This is a genomic window from Marinobacterium lacunae, from assembly GCF_000705555.1.
In the GTDB taxonomy this organism is placed as follows: Bacteria; Pseudomonadota; Gammaproteobacteria; order Pseudomonadales; family Balneatricaceae; genus Marinobacterium_D; species Marinobacterium_D lacunae.
Window position 1 is genome coordinate 341933 of record NZ_JMQN01000015.1, and the last position, 22851, is coordinate 364783.

Annotated in this window: 19 protein-coding genes; 15 read left to right on the top strand and 4 right to left on the bottom strand. The window is 58.9% G+C overall.

Going from position 1 to position 22851, the window contains the following annotated elements:
- Window positions 1–21: 21 nt before the first annotated feature.
- The 4 genes from ADIMK_RS06180 (at window position 22) to arfB (ending at window position 5778) form a co-directional block, all read left to right on the top strand.
- The gene (locus ADIMK_RS06180; RefSeq protein ID WP_051692551.1) at window positions 22–3390 is read left to right on the top strand and encodes an MHYT domain-containing protein; all 3369 of its coding nucleotides are present in this window, start codon (window positions 22–24) and stop codon (window positions 3388–3390) included.
- Window positions 3387–4379 carry a response regulator gene (locus tag ADIMK_RS06185; protein ID WP_036184980.1) on the top strand — a complete coding sequence of 331 codons (993 nt, stop codon included), beginning with the start codon at window positions 3387–3389 and terminating at the stop codon, window positions 4377–4379. Before ADIMK_RS06180 ends, ADIMK_RS06185 begins: the two co-directional genes overlap by 4 nt.
- A gap of 116 nt (window positions 4380–4495) precedes the next feature.
- Window positions 4496–5362 (top strand): bifunctional methionine sulfoxide reductase B/A protein, encoded by an 867-nt coding sequence (locus ADIMK_RS06190; RefSeq protein WP_036184982.1) that lies wholly within the window; start codon window positions 4496–4498, stop codon window positions 5360–5362.
- Window positions 5362–5778: an alternative ribosome rescue aminoacyl-tRNA hydrolase ArfB gene (arfB, locus tag ADIMK_RS06195; RefSeq protein WP_036184983.1), complete on the top strand. Its 417-nt coding sequence runs from the start codon at window positions 5362–5364 to the stop codon at window positions 5776–5778. Before ADIMK_RS06190 ends, arfB begins: the two co-directional genes overlap by 1 nt.
- An 18-nt stretch (window positions 5779–5796) precedes the next feature.
- Here the strand turns inward: arfB and ADIMK_RS06200 are convergent, their stop codons facing one another.
- Window positions 5797–6546, bottom strand: coding sequence for a DeoR/GlpR family DNA-binding transcription regulator (locus ADIMK_RS06200; protein ID WP_036184985.1), 750 nt, complete (start codon window positions 6544–6546; stop codon window positions 5797–5799).
- 138 nt (window positions 6547–6684) lie between these two features.
- Between ADIMK_RS06200 and ADIMK_RS06205 the strand changes: the two genes are divergently transcribed.
- The 6 genes from ADIMK_RS06205 to ADIMK_RS06230 are packed head-to-tail and all read left to right on the top strand — an operon-like array spanning window position 6685 to window position 12461.
- Entirely contained in the window at window positions 6685–7665 is a 981-nt protein-coding gene (locus tag ADIMK_RS06205; protein WP_036184988.1) for an ABC transporter substrate-binding protein, read from the top strand.
- Between the two features lie 2 nt (window positions 7666–7667).
- Window positions 7668–9371 (top strand): ABC transporter permease, encoded by a 1704-nt coding sequence (locus ADIMK_RS06210; RefSeq protein WP_036184991.1) that lies wholly within the window; start codon window positions 7668–7670, stop codon window positions 9369–9371.
- On the top strand, window positions 9359–10390 hold the full coding sequence (locus ADIMK_RS06215; protein ID WP_036184994.1) for an ABC transporter ATP-binding protein: 1032 nt from the start codon (window positions 9359–9361) through the stop codon (window positions 10388–10390). Before ADIMK_RS06210 ends, ADIMK_RS06215 begins: the two co-directional genes overlap by 13 nt.
- Window positions 10387–11439: an MBL fold metallo-hydrolase gene (locus ADIMK_RS06220; protein WP_036184997.1), complete on the top strand. Its 1053-nt coding sequence runs from the start codon at window positions 10387–10389 to the stop codon at window positions 11437–11439. The genes ADIMK_RS06215 and ADIMK_RS06220 overlap by 4 nt, the downstream gene beginning before the upstream one ends.
- Before the next feature lie 10 nt (window positions 11440–11449).
- Window positions 11450–12019: a histidine phosphatase family protein gene (locus tag ADIMK_RS06225; protein ID WP_036184999.1), complete on the top strand. Its 570-nt coding sequence runs from the start codon at window positions 11450–11452 to the stop codon at window positions 12017–12019.
- Window positions 12006–12461, top strand: coding sequence for a phosphatase domain-containing protein (locus ADIMK_RS06230; RefSeq protein ID WP_036185000.1), 456 nt, complete (start codon window positions 12006–12008; stop codon window positions 12459–12461). Before ADIMK_RS06225 ends, ADIMK_RS06230 begins: the two co-directional genes overlap by 14 nt.
- 21 nt (window positions 12462–12482) lie before the next feature.
- Here the strand turns inward: ADIMK_RS06230 and ADIMK_RS06235 are convergent, their stop codons facing one another.
- Both ADIMK_RS06235 and ADIMK_RS06240 read right to left on the bottom strand, forming a co-directional pair.
- The gene (locus ADIMK_RS06235) at window positions 12483–14405 is read right to left on the bottom strand and encodes an EAL domain-containing protein (RefSeq protein WP_036185002.1); all 1923 of its coding nucleotides are present in this window, start codon (window positions 14403–14405) and stop codon (window positions 12483–12485) included.
- 137 nt (window positions 14406–14542) lie between these two features.
- The gene (locus ADIMK_RS06240) at window positions 14543–16525 is read right to left on the bottom strand and encodes an ABC transporter substrate-binding protein (RefSeq protein ID WP_051692553.1); all 1983 of its coding nucleotides are present in this window, start codon (window positions 16523–16525) and stop codon (window positions 14543–14545) included.
- 219 nt (window positions 16526–16744) lie between these two features.
- Here ADIMK_RS06240 and ADIMK_RS06245 point away from each other — a divergent pair, with 219 nt between their 5' ends.
- The 4 genes from ADIMK_RS06245 (at window position 16745) to ADIMK_RS06260 (ending at window position 20762) form a co-directional block, all read left to right on the top strand.
- A complete protein-coding gene (locus ADIMK_RS06245) occupies window positions 16745–18331 on the top strand; it encodes an ABC-F family ATPase (protein ID WP_036185003.1) in 1587 nt (528 codons plus the stop codon).
- A gap of 28 nt (window positions 18332–18359) precedes the next feature.
- Window positions 18360–19700: a DEAD/DEAH box helicase gene (locus ADIMK_RS06250; protein ID WP_051692555.1), complete on the top strand. Its 1341-nt coding sequence runs from the start codon at window positions 18360–18362 to the stop codon at window positions 19698–19700.
- Window positions 19701–19741: 41 nt separating this feature from the next.
- Window positions 19742–20035 (top strand): hypothetical protein, encoded by a 294-nt coding sequence (locus tag ADIMK_RS06255; protein WP_036185004.1) that lies wholly within the window; start codon window positions 19742–19744, stop codon window positions 20033–20035.
- A gap of 70 nt (window positions 20036–20105) precedes the next feature.
- Window positions 20106–20762: a DsbA family oxidoreductase gene (locus tag ADIMK_RS06260; RefSeq protein ID WP_036185006.1), complete on the top strand. Its 657-nt coding sequence runs from the start codon at window positions 20106–20108 to the stop codon at window positions 20760–20762.
- A 10-nt stretch (window positions 20763–20772) separates the two neighbouring features.
- On the opposite strand, the gene ADIMK_RS06265 is transcribed toward ADIMK_RS06260, so the two are convergent.
- Window positions 20773–21666 (bottom strand): AraC family transcriptional regulator, encoded by an 894-nt coding sequence (locus tag ADIMK_RS06265; RefSeq protein WP_051692557.1) that lies wholly within the window; start codon window positions 21664–21666, stop codon window positions 20773–20775.
- A 174-nt stretch (window positions 21667–21840) separates the two neighbouring features.
- Here ADIMK_RS06265 and ADIMK_RS06270 point away from each other — a divergent pair, with 174 nt between their 5' ends.
- Entirely contained in the window at window positions 21841–22839 is a 999-nt protein-coding gene (locus ADIMK_RS06270) for an aldo/keto reductase (protein ID WP_036185008.1), read from the top strand.
- Window positions 22840–22851 lie beyond the last annotated feature (12 nt).

Below are 22851 nucleotides of genomic sequence, written 5' to 3' on the forward strand. Positions count from 1 at the left end.
CCAACCGGCTTCTCACTTCCTATGACGATGCTCACTGATTTCTTTCTAACCGATCCCGTACCCAGCCTGGCGGTTATCGGCAGTTATAACCCCTGGCTGGTGACGCTGTCGCTGCTGATCGCCGTGTTTACATCGAGCATCGCGCTGCATCTGGTCGGTGCCGTGCGCAATACCGATAACCCGGTATTGAAGCGGGTCGGTATCCTGTCTTCGGGGCTTGCTCTCGGTGGGGGCATCTGGTCGATGCACTTCATCGGCATGATGGCGTTCGAGATGAATGTGCCGGTGGAATACGATCCGGGCCTTACCCTGCTCTCGGCCGTACCCGGTGTGCTGGCCTGTTGGTTGGCCATGGCTCGTGCGAATGACGAGCGCCTTGACTGGCGGCGTCTGGCGATCAACGGGTTACTGCTTGGCGCGGGTATCGGCACCATGCACTACACCGGCATGGCGGCAATGAAGATGTCGTCCATGATGCATTACGACCCTTACCTGTTTGCACTGTCGATTGTGGTGGCGGTGCTGCTGGCGATGCTGGCGCTGTCGATCAAGAGTTGGATATGGCACGGGTTCAGGCATCTGTCACGTTATTGGGTATCGCTGATCAGCGGCTCGGTGATGGGGCTGGCGATCTCGGCGATGCACTATACCGGTATGGCGGCGGTGGTGTTTGTATCTGACAGCCCCTTGCCGATGTCGGGCGGTCGCGACGATACCGCGGTATTGGCCCTGAGTGTGTCCCTGTTTACCTGCCTGATCACCGTGATCGCGTTATCGATCAACGCGTTGCTCTGGTATCGCAATCTGGTGGCACAGATCAGCGCCAACGCATCGCGGATGGACGCTATTCTCAATACTGCCGTGGATGGCATCATCACCATCGACCATAAGGGGATCATCCAGTCCTTCAATCCCGCGGCCGAGCGGATACTGGGCTGGAGTGCCGACGAAGTATCCGGCATGAACGTCAGTATGCTGATGCCCGAGCCCGACCACTCGGCCCATGACGGTTACCTCGAACAGTACCGAGCTACCCGCAAGCCCAAGATCATCGGTTCCGGGCGGGAGGTGATGGCCAAACACAAGATGGGCCATATGGTGCCCATCCGATTGGGTGTTGGCGAGGTCAATCTGCCGGGCAGCAAGGCGTTGTATGTCGGCTTTATCACCGATATCAGTCAGCGTCGGGCGATGGAAGCCGAGTTGAGAGAGCGCGAAGAGCGCTATCGCTCTTTGATCAGCAATATTCCCGGCGCGTCCTACCGTTGCCGTCAGGATTCACAGTGGAGCATGGCGTTTATTAGCGACGCGATTCGTGACCTGACAGGATGGTCTCCCGAGATGCTGGAGAAGGGCGAAATGACGCTCGGGGAGATGATCCATCCGGATGACCGCGAGATGGTTGAAGGCGCAGTGGCCCGACATGCCGAAAATCAGCAGCGCTTCATGATCGAGTACCGTATTCGCCACCGCGACGGGCGCTGGATATGGCTGTTGGATCATGGCAGCTTTTCCTATGATGAGCAGGGTCAGGTGAAGTGGATCGACGGCGTCTTGCTCGATATCTCCAGCCGAAAGGCGATTGAGGCGGCGCTGGTTGAAGCCAAGGAGCAGGCCGAGGGCGCGGCCAGCGTGAAGTCCGAGTTCCTGGCCAATATGAGTCACGAGATACGCACGCCGATGAATGCCATCATCGGGTTCTCGGATGTGTTGATGGACACCGCGTTGACCGATGATCAGCAGCGCTACCTGAAAACCATCTCGGGATCTGCGCGATCCCTGCTGCACCTGCTTAACGACATACTCGACAGTGCCAAGCTCGAGAAGGGCAAGATGGAGCTTGAGTGGTCAGATTTCTCGATGCCGGAGTTGCTCGACAATGTCATATCGACGCTTTGGTTGCAGGCACGGGATAAATCGCTCGATCTCAGTCTGGATCTCTCGCCCGAACTGGACACCTTCTACCTGGGCGCACCTCAACGTATCCGTCAGGTGCTGACCAACCTGCTGGGCAATGCCGTCAAGTTTACCGAAGAGGGGACTGTGCGGTTGTCGGTACTGCCGGCTGGCGACGGACTGGTGGAGTTCCGTGTCAGCGATACCGGTATCGGCATTCCGGCTGATCGACTGAAAGAGATTTTCGACCCCTTTACCCAGGCAGATGCGTCCATGAGCCGTCGATTTGGCGGTACCGGATTGGGTACGACAATCTGCAAGCAATTGGTGGAGTTGATGGGCGGCACGATCAGTGCCAGCAGCACTCCGGGCCAGGGCAGCTGCTTCAGTTTCCTGCTGCCGCTCAAGCCCGGCCAAAGTGTACAGGCAGAGCCCAAGCTTGATGCTGACCACATACAGCTGCCGCCACTGAACGTGCTGGTCGCCGATGATGTTCAGCAGAATCTGGATCTGCTGACACTGTTGCTTGAGCGCCAGGGCCATAGCGTCATCTCGGCTGAAAATGGCCACGAGGCGCTGCAGCGCTTCTGTGAGCGTCCTTTCGATCTTGTCCTGCTCGATGTCCACATGCCGCAGCTCGATGGTTTGGGGGCTGCCCAGGCGATGCGCAGCCACGAACGTGAAAAGGGCATAGCACACACGCCGATCATTGCGCTGACCGCCAGCGTCATGGAGGAGGATCGCCGGGCCACACGGGAGGCGGGTATGGACGGTTTTGCCACCAAACCGATCGACTTCCGACAACTGACCGCGGAAATGGCACGGGTAACCGGACTCAGCGTACGCGTGGCAGACCCAGCGCCCGGTGGTTCGCCCGACACGACCAAATGCTCGATACAGCGCGAAGACGGTCTCGCGCTTTGGGGTGACTGGACGCTGTACCTGAAGGAGCTTCAACGTTTTGAAGAGAGCAATCGCGACTGCTGCAAACAGTTCGGTGAACTGTATGACCAGCAAAACGTAGAAGAGGTCAGGCTGGCCGCACATCGGCTCAAGGGAGTAGCCGGTAATCTGGCACTCAAGCCGCTCTCCAGAGCGCTGGGACGTATCGAAGATGCCGTGCGACGCGTACCACCCGAGTTCGATCCCGAACTGGTCAGCCAGCTGGAGAGAGCCTTTGACGATTTCAGGCGGGAGCTGGCAAGGATCGTTGAAGAGCAGGCGGAGCGAAAAGAGGTGGTGCCTGCCGCGCTGCCGAGTGAGGATGCCGCTCAGTTCGAAGCCAGCGTGCAGCGCTTGATAGAAGCGGCGCGCGCGGCCGAGTTCGATGACGAGTCGCTGGAGCGGATGAAGCAATCGGCCCCGGAGCGTCATCGCTATACCGTCAACGATATTGCCAGAGCATTTGATGACTTCGATTTTCTCGAGGCGCATCGTTTGCTGGCCGAGTTGACCCCGGCCGACACCAAGGATGTAGAGGAGAGCGCAACGTGAGGCGAGCAAACACCAGAATACTGATCGTCGATGATGAGCCGACCAACCTGAAAGTGTTGCGTCAGGTGTTCCACGACGAACCCTATCGACTCTCGTTTGCACGCAGCGGTGAAGAGGCGCTGGCGCTCATCGAGCAGGAGGTCCCCGATCTTGTGCTGCTTGATGTCATGATGCCGGGCATGACCGGCTATGAAGTCTGTCAGGTGCTCAACGAGCGCTACCCCAGCTCACCCATACCGGTGATTCTGGTGACGGCGCTTCAGGACACGGTCGATGAAGTGAGGGGCTTCGAGTTGGGGGCGGTCGATTACATCACCAAGCCCTTTGCCCCTGCGATTATCAAGGTGCGCGTCAGAAATCAGCTCTCGCTGGTGCGGGCAGAGGAGTTACGCCGCACACAGGTGGAGTTGATCGAGCGGCTGGGTCAGGCGGCGGAGTACAAGGATAACGAGACCGGCAAGCATGTGATCCGCATGAGCCGCTACTCCAGCATACTGGCGCGCGCCTACGGCTTTTGCGACGAGGCCGCGCAGGATCTGGAGCTGGCCGCACCGATGCATGACATCGGCAAGATCGGCATACCGGATTCGATTCTGCTCAAGCCCGGTCGGTTGACCGAGGACGAGTTCGAACAGATGAAGCAGCATCCGCTGATCGGTACCGAAATACTCGGCCAGTCAGACTCCGAGCTGATCAAGCTGGCGCGCAGTATCGCCCTGACCCATCATGAAAAGTGGGATGGCACCGGCTACCCGCATGGGCTGGCCGGTGAAGAGATTCCCATTGAGGGGCGCATAGTTGCACTGGCGGATGTATTCGATGCCCTGACCAGTAAGCGCCCCTACAAGGACGCCTGGAGTGTTTCCGATGCGATGGGGCTGATCCGGGAACAGAGCGGGCGGCACTTTGATCCGGCGCTGGTCACGTTGATCGAGCAGGAGATGACCGCGATTCTCGAGGTCAAGGCGCGCTGGGCCGAGGACGACTAGCCCCAGCGTGTACCTGCAAAGGTTGCCATCAGGCGGCGAGGCTGTAAGGATGCCCGCCATTGTCCGACTAAACAGGCAGGAAAGCCCCGTACACCCACTTCTCACGAGGTAGCGTCATGTCCTACAAGAAACTGACCCCCGAAGAGCAGCATGTGATCCTGCACAAGGGGACCGAGCGCCCCTTTACTGGCAAATATGATGATTTTTTCGAGACCGGTGTCTACACCTGCAAGCAGTGTGGTGCGCCGCTATATCGCTCCGAGGACAAGTTTCCGTCCCACTGCGGCTGGCCCAGCTTCGATGATGAGATAGAGGGCGCGATCCGCCGCGAGGTGGATGCCGATGGACGCCGCACCGAGATCCTGTGCGCGAACTGCGGTGGTCATCTCGGTCATGTGTTCGAGGGCGAGATGCTGACGGCGAAGAATGTGCGCCACTGCGTCAACTCCATCTCCATGGACTTTGTCAGTGCCGAAGACAGGGCACAGCAAAAGGGCGGCGAACTGAAAAAAGCCTACTTTGCCGGCGGCTGCTTCTGGGGAGTCGAACACCTGTTGCAGCAGGTGCCGGGTGTGGTTGCCGTGGTGTCCGGTTATATGGGCGGCCATGTAGACAACCCCAGTTATCAGCAGGTGTGCGGCAAAACCACCGGACATCTGGAAACCGTCGAGGTGCTGTACGACCCCGCGAAGGTGGATTTCGAGACGCTGGCCAAGCTGTTCTTCGAGATCCACGACCCGACACAGGATAATGGCCAGGGGCCGGACCTCGGCCCCCAGTATGCATCGGCGGTGTTCGTCAATGACGACCAGGAGCGCGGTATCGTCGACAGTCTGATCGCACAGCTGGAGAACAAGGGGCACGACGTTGTCACCCGCGTGCTGCCGATGCAGCCGTTCTGGCGCGCCGAGGAATACCACCAGGACTACTACGTCAAAACCGGCAAGACGCCTTACTGCCACCGTTATCAGAAACGGTTCTAATGCTGAGAATCTCCAACACAGTAGTACTGGACGACGCCGAGATCGAGCTGACCGCCATACGTGCGCAGGGCGCGGGCGGTCAGAACGTGAACAAGGTCTCCAGCGCCATCCATCTGCGTTTCGATATTCGTGCCTCCTCTCTGCCCGAGTTCTACAAGGAGCGGTTGCTGGCGCTGTCGGATCAGCGCATCACGCAGGAGGGTGTCGTGGTGATCAAGGCGCAGCAGTTCCGCACACAGGAGAAGAACCGGGCCGATGCCCTTGAGCGCCTGTGTGAGCTGATCCAGAGTGTTGCCAGGGTGCAAAAGGCACGGCGCGAAACAAAACCCACCCGCAGTTCGCAGAAAAAGCGCATGGATAAGAAAAACCAGCGCGGTCAAACCAAGTCCATGCGTGGCAAAGTGCGCGACTTCTGACGCTGTTTTCGGGTCTGCTCAGCACAGCGTATTCCGACCGCTTGCCTTGAGTCCTGCGTGCAGCCTTGGCGGTAGTGGGGTGTCGCTGACCACCAGATCGTACTGCTCAAGCCTGCCTGCACTGCACGGCGCATGGGTGCCGAACTTGCTGCTGTCGATCAGCAGAATGTGAAAGCGGCTCTGCTCCAGCATTGCCTCCCGCGCCATCACCTCATCGTCGTTGTAATCGTAAAGCCGTCCGCCGTCGTCCATGGCTCCGACTGAGGTGATGGCAATATCCGCCTGATAGCGCTGAAAGAAGCGCAGAGCATCACCGCCGATCACATCCTGATCCCGTTGCCGTACCCGCCCGCCGGCGATGGTCAGTGCGCAATCCGGGTGCCCGCACAGCAAGCGCGCCGCATGCAGATTATTGGTCAGAATCTGCAGCCCCTTCAGTGCGCCGAGTTGGGCCGACAGTTCGGCAACTGTCGAGCCGGTGCCGAGAAATAGCGTCTGATAGCCGTTAAGCCACTGTGCACAAAGGCTGCCGATCCGTCGCTTGCCACCGGCGTTGCGAATGCGACGCTGGTCATAGCTGATGTTCTCCCGGTGAGGGAAGGGCAGGACTTCGCCGTGATTGCGCAGGATCAGCCCCTGTTGAGCCAACACCCGTACGTCGGTGCGGATGGTCTGCACGGATACGTTGAAATGGGTCGCCAGCTGTTGCAGCTCGATCCGACCGCGTGTGTTGACCAGCTCGGTGATCTGCTGTCTTCGTTTATGCATCGATGACACCTTGAAGTGCGATGGAAACCGTTGAAGTGCCCAAACGAAAGTGCAGGGCATCAAAACGAAAGCGCACTGTCATTCTGGTGTAAGGAGATGACATTACCTTTGCAGATACGAAATCACGGAGGTAATGACATGCCCATGAAAAAGCTCCTGACACTGGCCGGTGTTGCCGGCCTTTCCTTGCCGATGCTGGCTCTGGCCGATGAAAAACTGGTGCTCTATACCAGCCAGCCCAATACCGATGCCCAAGCCACGGTCGACGCGTTCACTCAGGCCTACCCGGATATCGAGGTGGAGTGGGTGCGCGATGGCACCACCAAGCTGATGACGCGCTTGCGCGCCGAGCTTGAGAGCGGCGTATCCCGTGCCGATCTTCTGCTGATCGCCGATACCGTCACCATGGAATCGCTCAAGCAGGAGGGGCAGCTTCAGCCCTACCTGAGCCCGGAGCGCAGCCACTACGACAAGACACTGTACGAGCCTCAGGGCTATTACTATGGCACCAAGCTGATCACCACCGGCATTGTGCGCCACGTTAACGCCAGTGAGCATCCCAAGAGCTGGGCGGATCTGGCCGCTACCCAGTACAAGGGGCAGGTGGCGATGCCTAGCCCGCTGTACTCCGGTGCGGCGCTGATCCATCTTGAAACGCTGACCTCCAACCCTGATCTGGGCTGGGCGTACTACCAGTCGCTGGCCGACAACCAGACGCAGGCGCAGGGCGGGAACGGTGGCGTACTCAAAGCGGTCGCCTCCGGTAACAAACCCTACGGTGCCATTGTCGATTTCCTCGCGATCCGCGAAGCGCGCAAAGGCTCACCCATTGAGTTTGTCTTCCCGAAAGAGGGTGGCAGCATGGTGACCGAGCCTGTGGCGATCATGAAGGACGCCAAGAATGTCGATGCCGCGCACACGTTCGTCGACTTCGTGCTCTCCAAACAGGGGCAGGAGTTGGTGCGCAGTCAGGGTTATCTGCCGGCCAGCGATCAGGTTGCGCCGCCCGAAGGCTTCCCGCCGCGCAGCGAAATCCGTCTGATGGCGTTCGATGCGGCTGATGCGCTGAAAAATGCCGACGCCAACAAGACGCGCTTTAGTGAACTCTTCGGCGGTTGATAATGAGTGTACGCGCACTACCGGGGGACCAGCCGCGATGGCTGGTTACCCTGATCCTGACGCTGATTGTTCTGCTGAGCCTGACACCCAGTGTGCGGTTGCTGTTGGAGGCGATCAGCCATCTTGAACTGGGCAGCGAATCACCGCTGGCGAGGGTGCTGCGCGACGGCGCTACCTGGCAGGCGCTGTTCAACAGCTTTTACACCTCGTCACTGGCAACGCTGATCGCGCTGTTTCTGGGTTCGTTATTTGCCTGTGCGCTGTCGCTCACTAATGTACGCGGGCGGCAGTGGCTGGTGTTCTGCTTCATGCTACCGATGATGATCCCGCCTCAAGTGACGGCACTGAGCTGGTTGCAGCTGTTCGGACCGAGCAGTCCGCTGCTTAACTCTTTGGGGCTGGCGCCCGCGCTGGGCTCGCCTCAGCCGCTCTATTCCGCTGAGGGGATCGCACTGCTGATGGGGATTCAGCATGCACCGCTGGTGTTCCTGACCCTGCGCAGCAGCCTGATCAATCTGCCCGCCGAGCTGATCGAGGCGGCGCGCATCAGTGGCGCCGGTCAGCGTCAGGTCTGGTGTCAGGTGATACTGCCGCTGTGTCGCAGCGGACTGATCGCTGCGTCGGCCATTGCATTCGTCTCGGCGCTGGGCAACTTCGGCATTCCGGCGATGTTGGGTATCCCCGCCTCGTACTACGTGCTGCCGACACTGATCTATCAACATATGGCGGGCTTCGGTCAGAGCGTGCTCAGCGAGGTGGCCGTGCTGTCGATGCTGATCGGTGTGCTGGCGCTGGCGGGCGTACTGTTGCAGCAGCACTTCTCGCGCCGGGCCCGTTACGAGCTGGTCGGCCACTCCGGCCGGGCCCAGGCCTTTGTGCTGCGGCCCGTGCATCGCCGGTTACTTCAAACATCACTGTGGGCGGTGCTGGCACTGATTTTGGTGGCACCGTTGCTGGCGCTGATGGTGAGTTCACTGGTCCCGGCGCTGGGTGTGTCGTTGAGTGCCGAGACGCTGAGCTTTGATGCATATGTAGAGATGCTCTCCCGTCAGGGTGTGACCGCACGGGCGTTCAGCAACAGTCTGTGGCTGGCCGGCAGCGCTGCACTCTGTCTGATGCTGTTGAGCCTGCCGCTGGCCTGGCTACTGCAACGCATGTCTGGCGCCATGCAGACGGCGGTTAACAGTCTGGTGGAGATACCCTATGCGATTCCGGGTGTGGTGCTGGCGATCGCCTGCATTCTGCTGTTCGCGCGACCCTTGCCGATTATCGAGGTCAGCCTGTACGGCTCGCTGGGCATCATATTCATCGCGTATCTGGCCAGGTTCATGAGCATCGCCTTGAAGCCGGTAATGGCCAGTGCCGGGCAGCTGGACCGCTCGCTGGAGGAGGCGGCGCAGCTCGCAGGCGCAGGCCCCCTACGCCGACTGGGGCAGATCGTGCTGCCGCTGGTGGCACCCGCGCTGTTTGCTGGCGGCCTGCTGGTGTTCTTGACCGCTGTAAATGAATTGACTGTCTCGGCGCTGCTTTGGAGTGCCGGTAACGAGACGCTGGGCGTGCTGGTGTTCAACCTGGATGAGGGCGGCGACAGCGTGCTCGCCGCCGCGGTTTCGGTGGTGATCGTAACGATGGTGGTTGCCCTGATGCTGTTGCTCAGTCTGGTCGGGCGTTGGCTACCCAAAGGAGTGATACCTTGGCGCACCTGATTCTTGAAAATGTCTGTAAACGCTTCGATGACCAACCGGCAGTGGAAGGTCTTGACCTGAATATCGAGCCCGGTGAGTTCGTGGCTCTGCTTGGGCCCAGTGGCTGTGGCAAAACCACCGTGCTGAGAATGCTGGCCGGTTTTGAAGCCCTCTCGGCCGGTTGTATCCGTCTGGGGGACAAGGTGCTGGCTGATGACCATGTTCACCTGCCGCCGGAACAACGCCAGATGGGTATGGTGTTTCAGTCCTATGCGCTCTGGCCACACATGAGCGTGGCGGAAAACGTGGGCTATCCGCTGAAGATGCAGAAGCTTCGCGAAGCGCAGCGCAAACAGCGTGTTGGCGAAGCGCTTGAGGCGGTACAGCTGAGCCATCTGGCTGACCGGGCACCGCGGGATCTCAGCGGCGGACAGCGCCAGCGTGTTGCGCTGGCACGCTGTCTGGTCACCGAACCGGATGTGGTCCTGCTTGATGAGCCGCTGGCCAATCTGGACCGCCATCTGCGCGCCTCCATGGAAGAAGCGTTTCGCGAGTTTCATCGTCGCACCGGCGCCACGCTGATCTATGTCACGCACGATCAGGCCGAAGCGATGTCGCTGGCCAGCCGTATCGCGGTGATGAACCGTGGCAGGCTGGAGCAATGGAGTACGCCGCAGGCGCTGTACGACTACCCGCGCAGCGAGTGGGTTGCAGGGTTCATCGGGCAGGGTGGTGTCGCGCCGGTGCAGGGCGTGTCCGCCGGATGCGAGGTAGGCGGCGAGTCGCTCTCGCGGGGATTATCAATGACCGGTAGCGGTGCCGCCACACCGGTGCTGATCCGCCCTCAGGATGTGCAGGTGGTGGATCATGGCGTACCCGCGTCGGTGGCAGAGTCGATCTACCGTGGCGAGCGTTATGAGCTCAAGCTGCTGCTGGAGAGCGGTGCACAGTTGATGGCCTATCATAACCGACCGTTGGCGCCGGGACAGCGCACAGCGATTCAGGTTACCCGCGGCTGGGCGCTGGAGGCGAGCCGGTGAGCCAGCTGCAGATCCTCAGTGGACTGGGCGACAAGGCTCCGGCGGCGATGCTGCTGGATACGCCGGACGCCCGCCTGCTGATCGAGATGGGCGGGCCACTGGAACCGGGGTTGCCGCGAGGCTGGGATCTGCCCGCTGATCGTCCTGTTGATGCGGTGGTGATCAGTCACGACCACGTGGATCATATGGGGGCCGTTGACCTGCTGCCCGCGGGAATGCCGGTCTATGCGACCGAGCCGGTGGTGGCATCGTTGCCCCAACGGCTGGATCGGCGGTGCTTGCCGCTACAGGGGCAGATTGATCTTGCCGGTGTGACGCTGCGTTGTGGGCAGGCAGGACATTCGCTGGGTGGCGTCTGGCTGCATTTTGAGATTGGCGGTGGCGTTTTATACAGCGGTGATTTTTCGCTGGAGTCCACCCTGTTTCGGTTCGACCCGCCACCGTCTGCCGCCTTGGCACTGCTCGATGCCTCCTACGGTGTCTACGATCGCGCACAGGATGAGTGTCGCAAGGCCCTTGAGCGGTGCCTGAGCATGCCGACGCTGTTGCCGGTTCCAGCCTCGGGGCGGGCATTGGAGATGGCGCTCTGGCTTGATGACCTCGGCATCAGCTGGGCCATGGATCAGCGCTGTGCCGAGCAGCTGGATCGCCTGCTGACGCTGCCCGATGGCTGCTTTCAGCCCGGTGCGCGATCACGCCTTGCCCGGTTGGCGGTATCCACCGATCTGGCCTCGGCGCAGGTCGTACTGGTGGGCAGCCCTGAAGGGATAGGGCCTGTGATCGAGCCATTGATCGCCCGCGGCGATCGCCAACTGATCTACACAGGCTACCTGCCGCCCAAGGCTAGGGGCGATGTGCAATCGGGCAGGGCACAGTGGCTGCGCTGGAATGTGCACCCGCGCGCGTCCGATCTTTGCTCTCTGGCCGAGGCGGTGAATGCCGGGCAGGTGGTGCCGCTATTCACCTCGCTCGAGGACGACACTGCATGGCGTCGTATGCTCGGGCCGCGATTTTATCGACCGCGCGATGCGGTTATTGCATTGGACTGAACAGATAGTCATGAGCGATTCGGATTTAACACTGTTACGCCGCCCCTTTGTGTTTATGCGCCACGGGGAAACCCCGATGAACGCACAGGGCCTGATCTGTGGCGCGACCGATGTGCCACTGAGTACGTTAGGTGAAGCCCAGGCCAAAAGCGCTGAATGGCTTCAACGCAAGCAGTGGAGTCTGGTGGCCTGCAGTGGTCTGCGCAGGGCGCAGCACACCGCGCAGCTGGCACTGCCCAACCAGAGTGCACAGCCGTTTAACGGCTTGAACGAAAGGGACTGGGGGGCGCTGGAGCTCAGGCCTTTGGATGAACAGACACCCTATGAGGTGACACCGCCTGAGGGTGAGTCATGGCCGGCGTTCTGTCGGCGGGTGCTTGAGGCGATGAACCGCCTACTGGCGGGCCATGAATTGCCGCTGATTGTCGCGCACTCCGGTGTATACCGGGTGATCCGTGCATTGCAGACCGGCACGCCACATGGCCCACGCATAGCAAACGCCCAGCCAGTACTGATCGAACCGATCGCCGATGGCTGGACGATGAAAGAGATCAAGGAGAACTGGATTGAACAACGCTGATACCGTAATTGTCGATGTGGATGGCACCCTGGCTCAATTCGAGCCCTCTGAGGTGCACCAGTGGGTACTCAAGAAAGAGAAGGAGTGGGATCCGTTTTTCGCCCATATGAGCGAAGCGCCGGTGGTTGAGCCGATACGGGCGCTGGTGCGGATACTCAAGGCGCAGCAGCAGCGTATCGTGATCTGCAGTGGTCGACCGGATTCCCACCGGCATCACACCCTGGCCTGGCTCGATCGCCACGAAATCCCCTACGACGGGGTGTATCTGCGTGCCCAGGGCGATGACGCTGTCGATGATGAGGCGGTGAAACAGGATCTGCTGGCACAGATTCGCGCTGATGGTTTTCAGCCCTGGCTGGTGATCGATGATCGTGATGCGGTGGTTGAACGGTGGCGCGAGCTTGGTCTGACCTGCCTGCAGTGCGCGCCGGGCAGCTTCTGATCCATAGGGCCGGTTGCGGACTCAGTCGATCGTCAACTGATCGCCCGGAGCCGGCTTTCCGATCGCATAACCCTGTACATAGGTAACCCCCATCGCGGCCAGATCTTCCTGAGTCTTCGTATCCTCGACGAACTCGGCAATCAGCGGAATACCCAGACTGTCGGCAAAGCGGATGACCGCTTCGATCAGTGCACGCGCCTTGCGGCTGTTGTGCATGCGCTTGATCAACTCGCCATCGATCTTCAGGTAATCAGCGTCGATTTTCAGCATCTGGTCGAAGTTGGAGTAGCCGCTGCCGAAGTCGTCTATCGCAATACGCATTCCAGCCAGTTTACAGCGCTTGAGTACCGCCAGCGCTTCATCCTGATAATCGATCGATTCCGACTCGATCACCTCAAGCGTGACTCGCCCCTGCATTCCATACTCTTCCACCTTGCGGATGAGGTTGTCGATGGTGTCGTGATCAAGGAGATCGAAACGTGTCAGGTTGATCGACACGCTGCAATGCTTATCGGCAAACAGGCGGAAACTTTGCTCGATGATGGCACCGGTGAGCTGCCGATAGAGATGGCTTTTGCGAATGGCCGGCAGGAAACGGTAAGGGGTGTGGATCTGCCCGCTGGTGTCGATCAGCCGTGCCAGCGCCTCGTAATGGGTGATCTTGCCGGTGCGGGTATCCAGAATAGGCTGGAACCAGGGCACTACGCGCCCCTGCCGGAAGGCATCACTGACCATATTGAGCCAGTGCAGGTTCTCTTCGTAGCGCGCTTCAGGACGCATGTCGTCGCTGTACAGCAGCATGTCCTGGCCATGCTTGCGGGCTTGATCCATCGCTTCGCGGGCATAGGCAACAAGGTCAGACGCATCGTCAAGGTTCAGTACCAGGCCTGCGCGGGCGGTCACGGTGATCTGACGGTTATCTTCCGCCTCGATCGGCTCGAAGATGGAGTCCAGCAGCTGCTGCGTCAGATGTTTGGTGGTCATCGGGCGGGCGGCCTTGAGCAGTATGAAGTACTCATCCACCATCGACCGATAGAGTTTGGCGCCCGAGGGTAACTGACGGCTGATGGTGTCGGCCACCTGTCGCAGCAGGTGATCCCCTGTCTGGTAGCCGAATAGGGTGTTGATGGCGTGAAACTCATCCAGATTGATCAGAATGCCACTGTAGGGGCCGGATTGCGCCGTCAGCTCCTGCTCCATGCGGGCGATACGCGGCATGCCGGTAATGGGGTCGTAGTAGAGCTCGTTTTCCAGCTCCTCTTCACGGCGGCGCTGAAGATGGCGATAGAGCCGCAGCAGCGGATAGATAGGAACCAACCCGATCAGCGCGGTCAGTGCCGAGACCTGAAGGCTGTTGATGAACAGTGTGTCCGGACCGTCCACTTTGACGTCGGCAGCCATAATGTACGAACTGCCGTCTGAACGCTTGGTGGGCACGAATGCGGAGCGGAAACTGCCCCATTCGTTGGTGTACACCGGCGTAAAGATCGGCTCATTGCTCTGTTTGGCCTCGAACAGCTCATCAGGTGCTGAGCGGTACGGGTTGTAAAACAGGCTGGGGGTGCCGCGGTTCAAATCATCGCGTGTTTCGTTGCTGACGATAAAGAAGGCTTTGCCGTCGACAACATCCATGGAATACACGTACTCCACTCCCGGCAGGTCTTCCACGAGCCGATCGAGGGAGTCGACGATCAGTCGATAGTGCACCTCTCCCGGGGAGTGGCTGCGATCGTAGATGTCGTGGAAGTAGAGGCCGATGATGTGGCCACCTGCGCGCGCCGCCGTCAGCAGCGTGGAGCGAGTCTGGGCCAATTGCTCGGTCCGGCTGGCGCGAAAGCTGTATAGCGTCAGCGCGGTTGTGGCGGCCAGATAGAGCAGGAAAAGTGTCGCGAACAATCCCTGTTCGGTAACGATGAAGCGTGCAATGCGCTTGAAAGCTGGCATCTATTCAACCGGATTGATTATGACAATTCGATTGCCCGTGTTTGGGCCGTATGCAAACAAACTGTCCCGAACATCTCGGGTTTAACGCCAAATCAGTGTCCAACGTCGTCAATAGTATAGCCATTAAGACATTGTGGCTATAGCACGGAGTTGGGCGCCTTTTCCTCTTCTTCTGTAGCGAAGCAGGCTTGGTTACGGCCTTGCGATTTAGCCCGGTACAGGGCGGCGTCCGCCCGGGTAACAAGCATGTCGGTTGAGGTATCCGTCGTCTGATAACTACTGATCCCCAGGCTGATTGTTGCGCTTTCCACACCGGTAAAATGGATGTGCTCGACCGCCTTTCTCAGTTTTTCGGCACAGACCAGAGCGTCTTGCCCGGTTGTGCTGGGGCAGATTACGAGGAACTCCTCGCCACCCCAGCGGCCGACGAGATCAGTGCTTCGGGTCTCCTGAGTGAGCAGTGCAGCGATCTCCTTGAGTACCGAGTCTCCGACCAGATGGCCGAACTGGTCGTTGATCCGCTTGAAGTGGTCCAAGTCCAGCAGTATGACGGAGAAAACCGTTCCATACCGCTGGGCACGGGAAAACTCGGTGTCCAGAAACTCGTCGAGCTTGAGCCGGTTGGCGATACCGGTCAGCGTGTCGGTGGAGGAGAGCAATTCCAGCCGCTTGCGGTCGGTAATGTCTTCACTGACTGCCCGGTAACCGCTGAGTTGGCCATTGAACTCCCTGATCGGTTCTATGTGGCTGTGTATCCAGTAGGAGTTGCCCTGCTTGTCGATATTATGAAGCTCGCCTTCCCAGCTTTCGCCAGCCTTCAACTTGTCCCAAAGCGGTAGATAGAAGGATGCTGGGCGCTCAGGGTGGCGGACGATGCTGTGGTTTTTACCGATCACCTCATCAGCGCTGTAGCCGCTGCGTCGGCAAAACGCGTCACTGACCGCGGTAATCAGCCCCTGCCGATCGGTTTCCGAAATGATGACATGCTGATCGACCATCCGTTTTTGTCGGGTCAGCTCGTAGGTTCGCGTGGCGATAATATTCTTCAGTCGGCTGTTTACCAGTAACACCGCGAGCACGCCGAGCAGCGAGACGGCGACGATTCCGAAAGCCACCCTTAAATAGAACAGCGGCTTTTGCTTGTGCTCATTGGGGTGCCAGATAAGGCTCTCGAGCGTTTTGTCTGCCTTGGCACCGTCAAGCTTGCCCAGCGATTGGTAAATCTGGGCGATGCGGTAGAACCGGGTGGGGCTGGTGTAGCCGATCTCGACGAGAGTGGGGGCTATCATTCGGCGTATTACGTCTGCTTCGTACTCAAGATGCTCCCGTGTTCGCTTGGGTTGGTATTTGGCTATGATCGTGCCGATAGCCTCCTGCGGGTGTGCAAGCGTATATTCCCAGCCTTTTATGCTGGCCTGCATAAAGCGATTTGATCGGTCGGGATACTGCTCTAGCGTCTCGTCGGTGGCGAAGAGTATGTCGCCGTAGAAATCGATGCCGTAGTTATGGGGGTTGAGGATGGTGAAGGGAATGCCGAGTTCCCGCAGGCGAAACGGCTGATTGCTGAGGTAGGCGCTGGTCGCATCCACCTTGCCATCAATAAACGCCTGTCCGGTAAAATCCAGCGGTACAAACTCAAAGTCACTCTCTGACAGGCCGGCATCCTGAAGCATCGAGAGTAAGGGGGCTTCATCGAGCCCCTTCTGATACGACAGACGCTTTCCGGCCAGCGACTCGGGGCCGATATTATCCGAGGAGCCGCGCGTAATGAACACCAGAGGCGAGTGCTGAAAGATTGAGGCCATGACGCGTACAGGGTTGCCCTCTGCACGGTATAGAAGCAGCGAGGAGTCGGCTACGCCGTAATCCGCAGCGCCTTCGATCACCTGAGTTATGTTGTTGAGCTTTGGATCACGCTCGATAAGCTCCACATCCAGCCCGGCGTCCTCATAGAAGCCTTTCTCCTTGGCCATGTAGTAGCCGGCAAACTGGAAGGAGTGAAACCACTTCAGCTGTAAGCTGACGCGCTCCAGTGGCGTGTCCTGGCTGTCATCGGCCAATACAAGCGCACTGAAAAATATCAGCAGGCATGAGAAGCAGTATCTGATCCTGGTCGACACGCGTTCCCCCGGTGGTCGGCTTAGATCCATGAACGTTCGGTGTGAACGTTATGTCGGTAGCCCTGTAAAGATAACACCGAAAATGGGGCTGGGTATCCCCATGATTAACGCAAGCGCAGCATCATTGGTCTATATATGGCATAATTGCGGCCTTATTTTCGGCTTTCGTGCATCGTCATCCACGCCGCACTCTTCCAACTTTCAAATCCGGGTAGTCTCTTGCTTACAACCGCGAACATCACCATGCAGTTCGGCGCCAAGCCGCTGTTCGAAAACATCTCCGTAAAATTTGGCGACGGTAACCGTTACGGTCTGATCGGTGCCAATGGTTGCGGTAAATCCACCTTTATGAAGATCCTCGGCGGCGATCTGGAGCCGAGCAGCGGCACCGTGTCCAAGGATCCGAACGAACGGCTGGGCAAGCTGCGCCAGGACCAGTTCGCCTATGAAGAGTACAGTGTCGTTGACACGGTCATCATGGGCCATGAAGAGCTCTGGGCGATCAAGTCCGAGCGTGATGCGATCTACGCCAAGGCGGAGATGACCGAAGCCGACGGCATCCGCGCCGGTGAGCTGGAAGCGGAGTTCGCCGAGATGGACGGCTATACCGCCGAGTCACGGGCGGGTGAGCTGCTGATCGGTGTCGGGATACCGGTGGAGCAGCACTTCGGCCCGATGAGCGAGATCGCCCCGGGCTGGAAACTGCGTGTCCTGCTGGCGCAGGCCCTGTTTGCCGATCCCGATATCCTGCTGCTCGACGAGCCGACCAACAACCTGGATATCAACACCATCCGTTGGCTCGAAGGGGTGCTGAACCAGCGCAACTGCACGATGATCATCATTTCGCATGACCGTCACTTCCTGAACAGCGTCTGCACCCATATGGCCGACATCGACTACGGTACGTTGAAGGTCTACCCGGGTAACTACGACGACTACATGACCGCGTCCACACAGGCGCGCGAGCGGATGGTCGCCGACAACGCCAAGAAAAAGGCGCAGATCGCCGACCTGAAATCCTTTGTCAGCCGCTTCTCGGCCAACGCCTCCAAGTCACGTCAGGCCACCTCGCGTCTGAAGCAGATCGACAAGATCCAGCTGGAGGAGATCAAACCGTCGAGCCGTCAGAACCCCTTTATCCGTTTCGATCAGGCGAAGAAGCTGCACCGTATCGCGCTGGAAGTTGAGGGGCTGGCCAAGTCGTTCGACGAGGAGCTGTTCTCCGGTCTTAATCTGACTGTCAGTGTCGGCGAGCGTGTCGCGATCATTGGCCCCAACGGTATCGGTAAATCCACACTGCTCAAGTGTCTGGTCGGTGATCTGGAGCCCAATGCCGGCACCGTTAAGTGGTCGGAGAATGCCGAGATCGGCTACTACGCCCAGGATCACGCCCACGAGTTCGAAGAGAACAAAAACCTCTACGACTGGATGGCGCAGTGGGGCCAGGAGGGCGACGACGAGCAGGTTATCCGCGGCACCCTGGGGCGGATGCTGTTCTCGCAGAAGGAGATCGGCAAGTCGGTGAAGGTGATCTCCGGTGGTGAGCAGGGGCGCATGCTGTTCGGCAAGCTGATCCTGCAGAAGCCCAACATCATGCTGCTGGACGAGCCCACCAACCACCTGGATATGGAATCGATCGAGTCGCTTAACCTGGCGCTGGAGAACTACCCCGGCACGCTGCTGTTCGTCAGCCACGACCGCGAGTTCGTCTCCTCTCTGGCGACCCGCATCATCGAACTGACACCCACCGGTATCGTCGATTTCCACGGCGACTACGAAGAGTATCTGCGCAGTCAGGAGCAGTAAGTCAGGACGAGTAGATGAGAGCCAAATCATGAGTGGTTTTACCGAGCTGAATCTATGCCCCGAACTCAACGCCACGCTTGAGGCGTTGGGCTATCGCGAGCCGACGCCGATCCAGTCTCAGGCGATTCCGCTGGTGCTGGCCGGCCACGACCTGATTGCCGAGGCGCAGACCGGTACCGGCAAAACCGCCAGTTTCGCACTGCCGATGATCGAGCGTCTGAGTAAGACTCCGGTAGCAGCCGATTATCACGCTATACGTGGTCTGGTGCTGGTGCCCACCCGCGAGCTGGCGATTCAGGTGGGTGATAACACGCTGGAGTATGGGCAGCTGCTCGGCATGCGGGTGATCTCCATTTTTGGCGGCGTGCGCTTCGATAACCAGCTCCGCAAAATGAAGCGCGGCGCCGATATCCTCGTTGCCACGCCGGGCCGTCTGCTCGATATGCTCAAGCAGAAAAAGCTGACGCTTGAGCAGCTTGAGATATTGGTATTCGACGAAGCGGACCGTATGCTGGATCTTGGCTTTATTAACGAGATTAAGGCACTGCTGGCCTATATGCCCGAGCGCAAGCAGACCCTGCTGTTCTCCGCAACCCTCGATGAAAGCGTTGAGGTTCTGGCTGACAAACTGCTTGATAACCCGAAGCGTGTCAGCGTGGCTAAACGTAACGCGCCCGCCAGTCAGGTGACTCAGCGCGCCTACGCGGTGGATAACCGGGACAAGGCCGATGTGCTGGCCTACCTGATCACCGGTGCACACTGGCAACAAACGTTGGTGTTCACCCGTACCAAACGTCGCGCCGATGAACTGGCCGCTAGCCTTCAGCATGAGGGGATCGATGCACTGGCGATCCACGGCGACAAACACCAGAAAGAGCGTATAGCGACGCTCAACGCATTCGCCAATGGCGAGGTCAACGTTCTGGTCGCTACCGATGTGGCGGCCCGCGGGCTCGATATCGAGAGCCTGCCTCAGGTTGTCAACTACGACCTGCCCAACCAGCCTCAGGATTATGTCCACCGTATCGGCCGCACGGGTCGAGCCGGACAGAAAGGGCTGGCGGTGTCGCTGGTCGCGCCGGAAGAGCGACGCTTTCTAAATGCCATATCCGAGCTGATCAACAAGCCTTTGCAGCTTCAGCCGGTGCCTGTGGCGGAGAATGGAAAACTGACCGACGGTAAAGCGCTGGCGGACAACAGCAAGCGAAAGCCGACAGCCGGTGGGCATAGCGCCAAAGGTGGCGCAAAATCGGGGGCTAAGCCTCAGCCTCAGGCACGGTCGAAAGCGCCGTCACGCACCGCCAAGTCTGAGCCGGAGCCCAATGTACCGGCGCGCTCTGCAGGACGGCGTTCGCTGTTTTCGAAATAATCGCTAGTTGTCGCAAGTGGAATAAAAAAAGGAAAGGTGAAATGGATACTTCGCTTAAAACGCTCAAGAGAAAGCAACTCGTTGCGAAGCTTATCAGCGCAGTTGCGGCTGCCGCCATTGGGCTAGGTGCTTCTACATTCAATCCCAAGCACTCAGGTGGCCAGATTCCCCTGCTGGATGATCCCAATTTTGTCAGCACAATGCTGTGGATAGCGATACCGATATTGGTGCTAACGCTTATCATCAACCTGAGGTTGAGCAGGGCGATACGAAAGCTCGATCGGGTAGCGCAGTCCCCCAAGACACCCGCCATTCCGGGTATATCGCGAGAATAGTGGGTTCAGGCTGTGTCGTTTGGGCCAGTCTATGAATGGTAAACTCTGGCCTTTAACACGGAGAATGAATATGTCTCAGGTTTTAAAAATCGATTTTGTCTCCGATGTAGTGTGCCCCTGGTGTGCCATCGGTCTTAACAGCCTGCTGCAGGCGCTTGAACAACTTAAGGGAGAGGTCGCTGCGACGCTGCATTTCCACCCGTTTGAGCTGACGCCGGAGATGTCGGATGAAGGCGAGTATGTGATCCCGTACCTGTGCGCCAAATACGGCATTAGCGAGATGCAGGTGGCGCAGAATCAGGCGTTGATCACCGAAAGAGGGGCTGAGCTCGGGTTTCGGTTCGATTTTCGCGCGGATAGCAAAAAATGGAACACCTTCGATGCGCACCGTTTGCTGCATTGGGCGGCAACGCAGGGGGCGGATAAACAGCTGAGCCTGAAGCTTGGGCTGCTCGAAGCCTATTTTACCCACAACCGTAACCCGTCTGATCGGACACTGCTGTGTGAGCTGGCCGAGCGCGCGGGGCTTGATGGCAAAGCCGCGGGCGAGGTGTTCGATAGCGGACGCTTTGCCGATGAGGTAAGGGCCGAAGAACAGCTTTGGCAGCGCCGCGGCGTGAGTTCGGTGCCGACGATCGTATTCAACGAGCGTTATGCCGTATCCGGTGGCCAGCCGGTGGAGACATTCGTGCAGGTTATTCGGGATGTGTTAACCGAGTCCGATTAAATACAGGGGCTTATAGCCTGTCCTCGCTGGGCGCCAGACCGAACAGCCGCTTGTACTCCCGACTGAACTGGGATGGGCTGGCATAACCCACTTTGAACGCGGCATCGCTGATGCCCTTGCGATCATGCAGCATCAGTCGTCGTGCCTGATGTAGCCGCACCGTCTTGATGTACTGGATCGGCGAGAGACCGGTCACCGCCTTGAAGTGGTGGTGTAATGACGAGGCACTCATATTGGCCAGATCCGCCAATTCACTGACCTCCAGCGTCTGTTCATAGCTCAGCTGAATAAGCTGAAGCACCTGGGCGATACGATGGTGGTGTCGATGTTGCTGGGCAAAGGCATGTAACTGCCACCCCTGCGGGCCGCGCAGGAGGTGGTACAGTGCTTCCTTGATCAGCAACGGTCCAAGCACCCGGCTGCGCTCCTCCCCCTCCTCTTGTAGACAACGCATCAGGCGTTGCAACACATCCTCCAGGTCTCCATCCATCGGTGCCACGTAGATACCTCGCATGCTGGTTTCGCTGCCGGCTGCAGACGGCATATCCATCTCCAGCAACAGTTCACCGAGCAGTGCCAGATCAAGCACCAGACGCAATGCGAAGTAAGGTTTCTCGCAGCTGGCGTCAATTACCTCGGCTTCCAGCGGCATCGGGACCGGCAAGACGAGATAGTTGAGCGCATCGTACTGATACACCTGCTCACCCAGATAGGCCCGTTTTTCACCTTGAGCCACGATATAGATGCTGGGTTGATAGATCACCGGCGCTCTTGTCGTTGGCGTTGAGCTGCGCATCAGCACAAGCCCGGGAATCCTGGACTCGACGACACCGTCTTCGGCCATCAGTGAAGCGATCTGGTCGGCCAGCGACAGGGGATCAGGCGGTAAGGCTGGGGCGTTCACGTGGAAACTCCGATCATCATACGGAAAGTCAGCTTACCTCACTAAGGCTAGCGTTGCCCGATGGGTGATCGACGTTCTGGAGGAATAGGCATGGATTGAACAGCTTTAATCTAAGGCCGGACGCGGTTTGCTGCGCATACTGATCGCCATTGGTGACAACGAAAGGAGCAGAGTATGAAGTCACGGATATTGGGCGCCTCGGGTATCGAGGTGTCGGCACTTGGACTGGGCTGCATGGGGATGTCGGAGTTTTACGGTGCAACCGATGATGCGCAGTCGCTCCGCACGCTCGAACGGGCGGCAGAGCTCGGTATCAGTCTGTTTGATACCGCCGACATGTATGGTCGCGGCCATAACGAAGCGCTTGTTGGACGGTTTCTGAACACGACGGAGTACCCGGTTAAGATCGCCACCAAATTTGGCATCGTGCGCGATGCACCAGAGGAGGCGGGCCGCTATACCCGTGCTATCGATAACTCCCCTGAGTATATCGAACGCGCCTGTGAAGCATCGCTGAAGCGTCTCGGGGTCGAATGCATCGATCTTTATTATGCCCACCGCATCGATCCGGCATTTCCCATTGAGGAGACGATAGAGGCGATGGCGCGGTTGGTACAGGCGGGCAAAGTACGGGCGTTGGGACTGTGCGAAGTATCGGCGGCAACACTCCGGCGTGCCCATGCGGTACATCCGGTCAGCGCGCTGCAGAGTGAATACTCGCTCTGGACACGGGATCCGGAAGAGGAAGTGCTCACCACCTGCCGTGAGCTGGGGGTGAGTTTTGTCGCCTACTCACCGATGGGGCGTGGCTTTCTGACCGGTGCAATTAGCGGAACAGACGATCTGTCTGCCGATGATTTCCGTCATCTCAGTCCGCGCTTTCAGGGCGAAAACCTGCAGGCAAACCTGCATCTGCTCACCGCTGTTCGCGATCTGGCGGCGCAAAAAGGCTGTACGCCGGCGCAGCTGGCCCTAGCCTGGTTGCTGCATCAGAGGGCGGAGATTATTCCCATTCCCGGGACACGCCGTGTTCAGTATCTGGAGGAGAATCTGGGTGCTGTCGATGTGGTGTTGAGCGATCTGGAGCTGCATACCCTGGATAAGGTGTTACCGCGCGGCGCCGCAGCGGGGACACGTTACCCGGAGGCGGGGATGAAGTTGCTGAATACCTGACAATGTCGATCG

Bases quoted from the DNA above. Each gene is read 5' to 3' on its own strand.
- ADIMK_RS06210 (WP_036184991.1), top strand. From the start codon at position 7,668: ATGAGTGTACGCGCACTACCGGGGGACCAGCCGCGATGGCTGGTTACC.
- ADIMK_RS06200 (WP_036184985.1), bottom strand. From the start codon at position 6,546: ATGCATAAACGAAGACAGCAGATCACCGAGCTGGTCAACACACGCGGT.
- arfB (WP_036184983.1), top strand. From the start codon at position 5,362: ATGCTGAGAATCTCCAACACAGTAGTACTGGACGACGCCGAGATCGAG.
- ADIMK_RS06260 (WP_036185006.1), top strand. From the start codon at position 20,106: ATGTCTCAGGTTTTAAAAATCGATTTTGTCTCCGATGTAGTGTGCCCC.
- ADIMK_RS06255 (WP_036185004.1), top strand. From the start codon at position 19,742: ATGGATACTTCGCTTAAAACGCTCAAGAGAAAGCAACTCGTTGCGAAG.
- ADIMK_RS06225 (WP_036184999.1), top strand. From the start codon at position 11,450: ATGAGCGATTCGGATTTAACACTGTTACGCCGCCCCTTTGTGTTTATG.
- ADIMK_RS06250 (WP_051692555.1), top strand. From the start codon at position 18,360: ATGAGTGGTTTTACCGAGCTGAATCTATGCCCCGAACTCAACGCCACG.
- ADIMK_RS06235 (WP_036185002.1), bottom strand. From the start codon at position 14,405: ATGCCAGCTTTCAAGCGCATTGCACGCTTCATCGTTACCGAACAGGGA.
- ADIMK_RS06180 (WP_051692551.1), top strand. From the start codon at position 22: ATGACGATGCTCACTGATTTCTTTCTAACCGATCCCGTACCCAGCCTG.
- ADIMK_RS06205 (WP_036184988.1), top strand. From the start codon at position 6,685: ATGCCCATGAAAAAGCTCCTGACACTGGCCGGTGTTGCCGGCCTTTCC.
- ADIMK_RS06190 (WP_036184982.1), top strand. From the start codon at position 4,496: ATGTCCTACAAGAAACTGACCCCCGAAGAGCAGCATGTGATCCTGCAC.
- ADIMK_RS06270 (WP_036185008.1), top strand. From the start codon at position 21,841: ATGAAGTCACGGATATTGGGCGCCTCGGGTATCGAGGTGTCGGCACTT.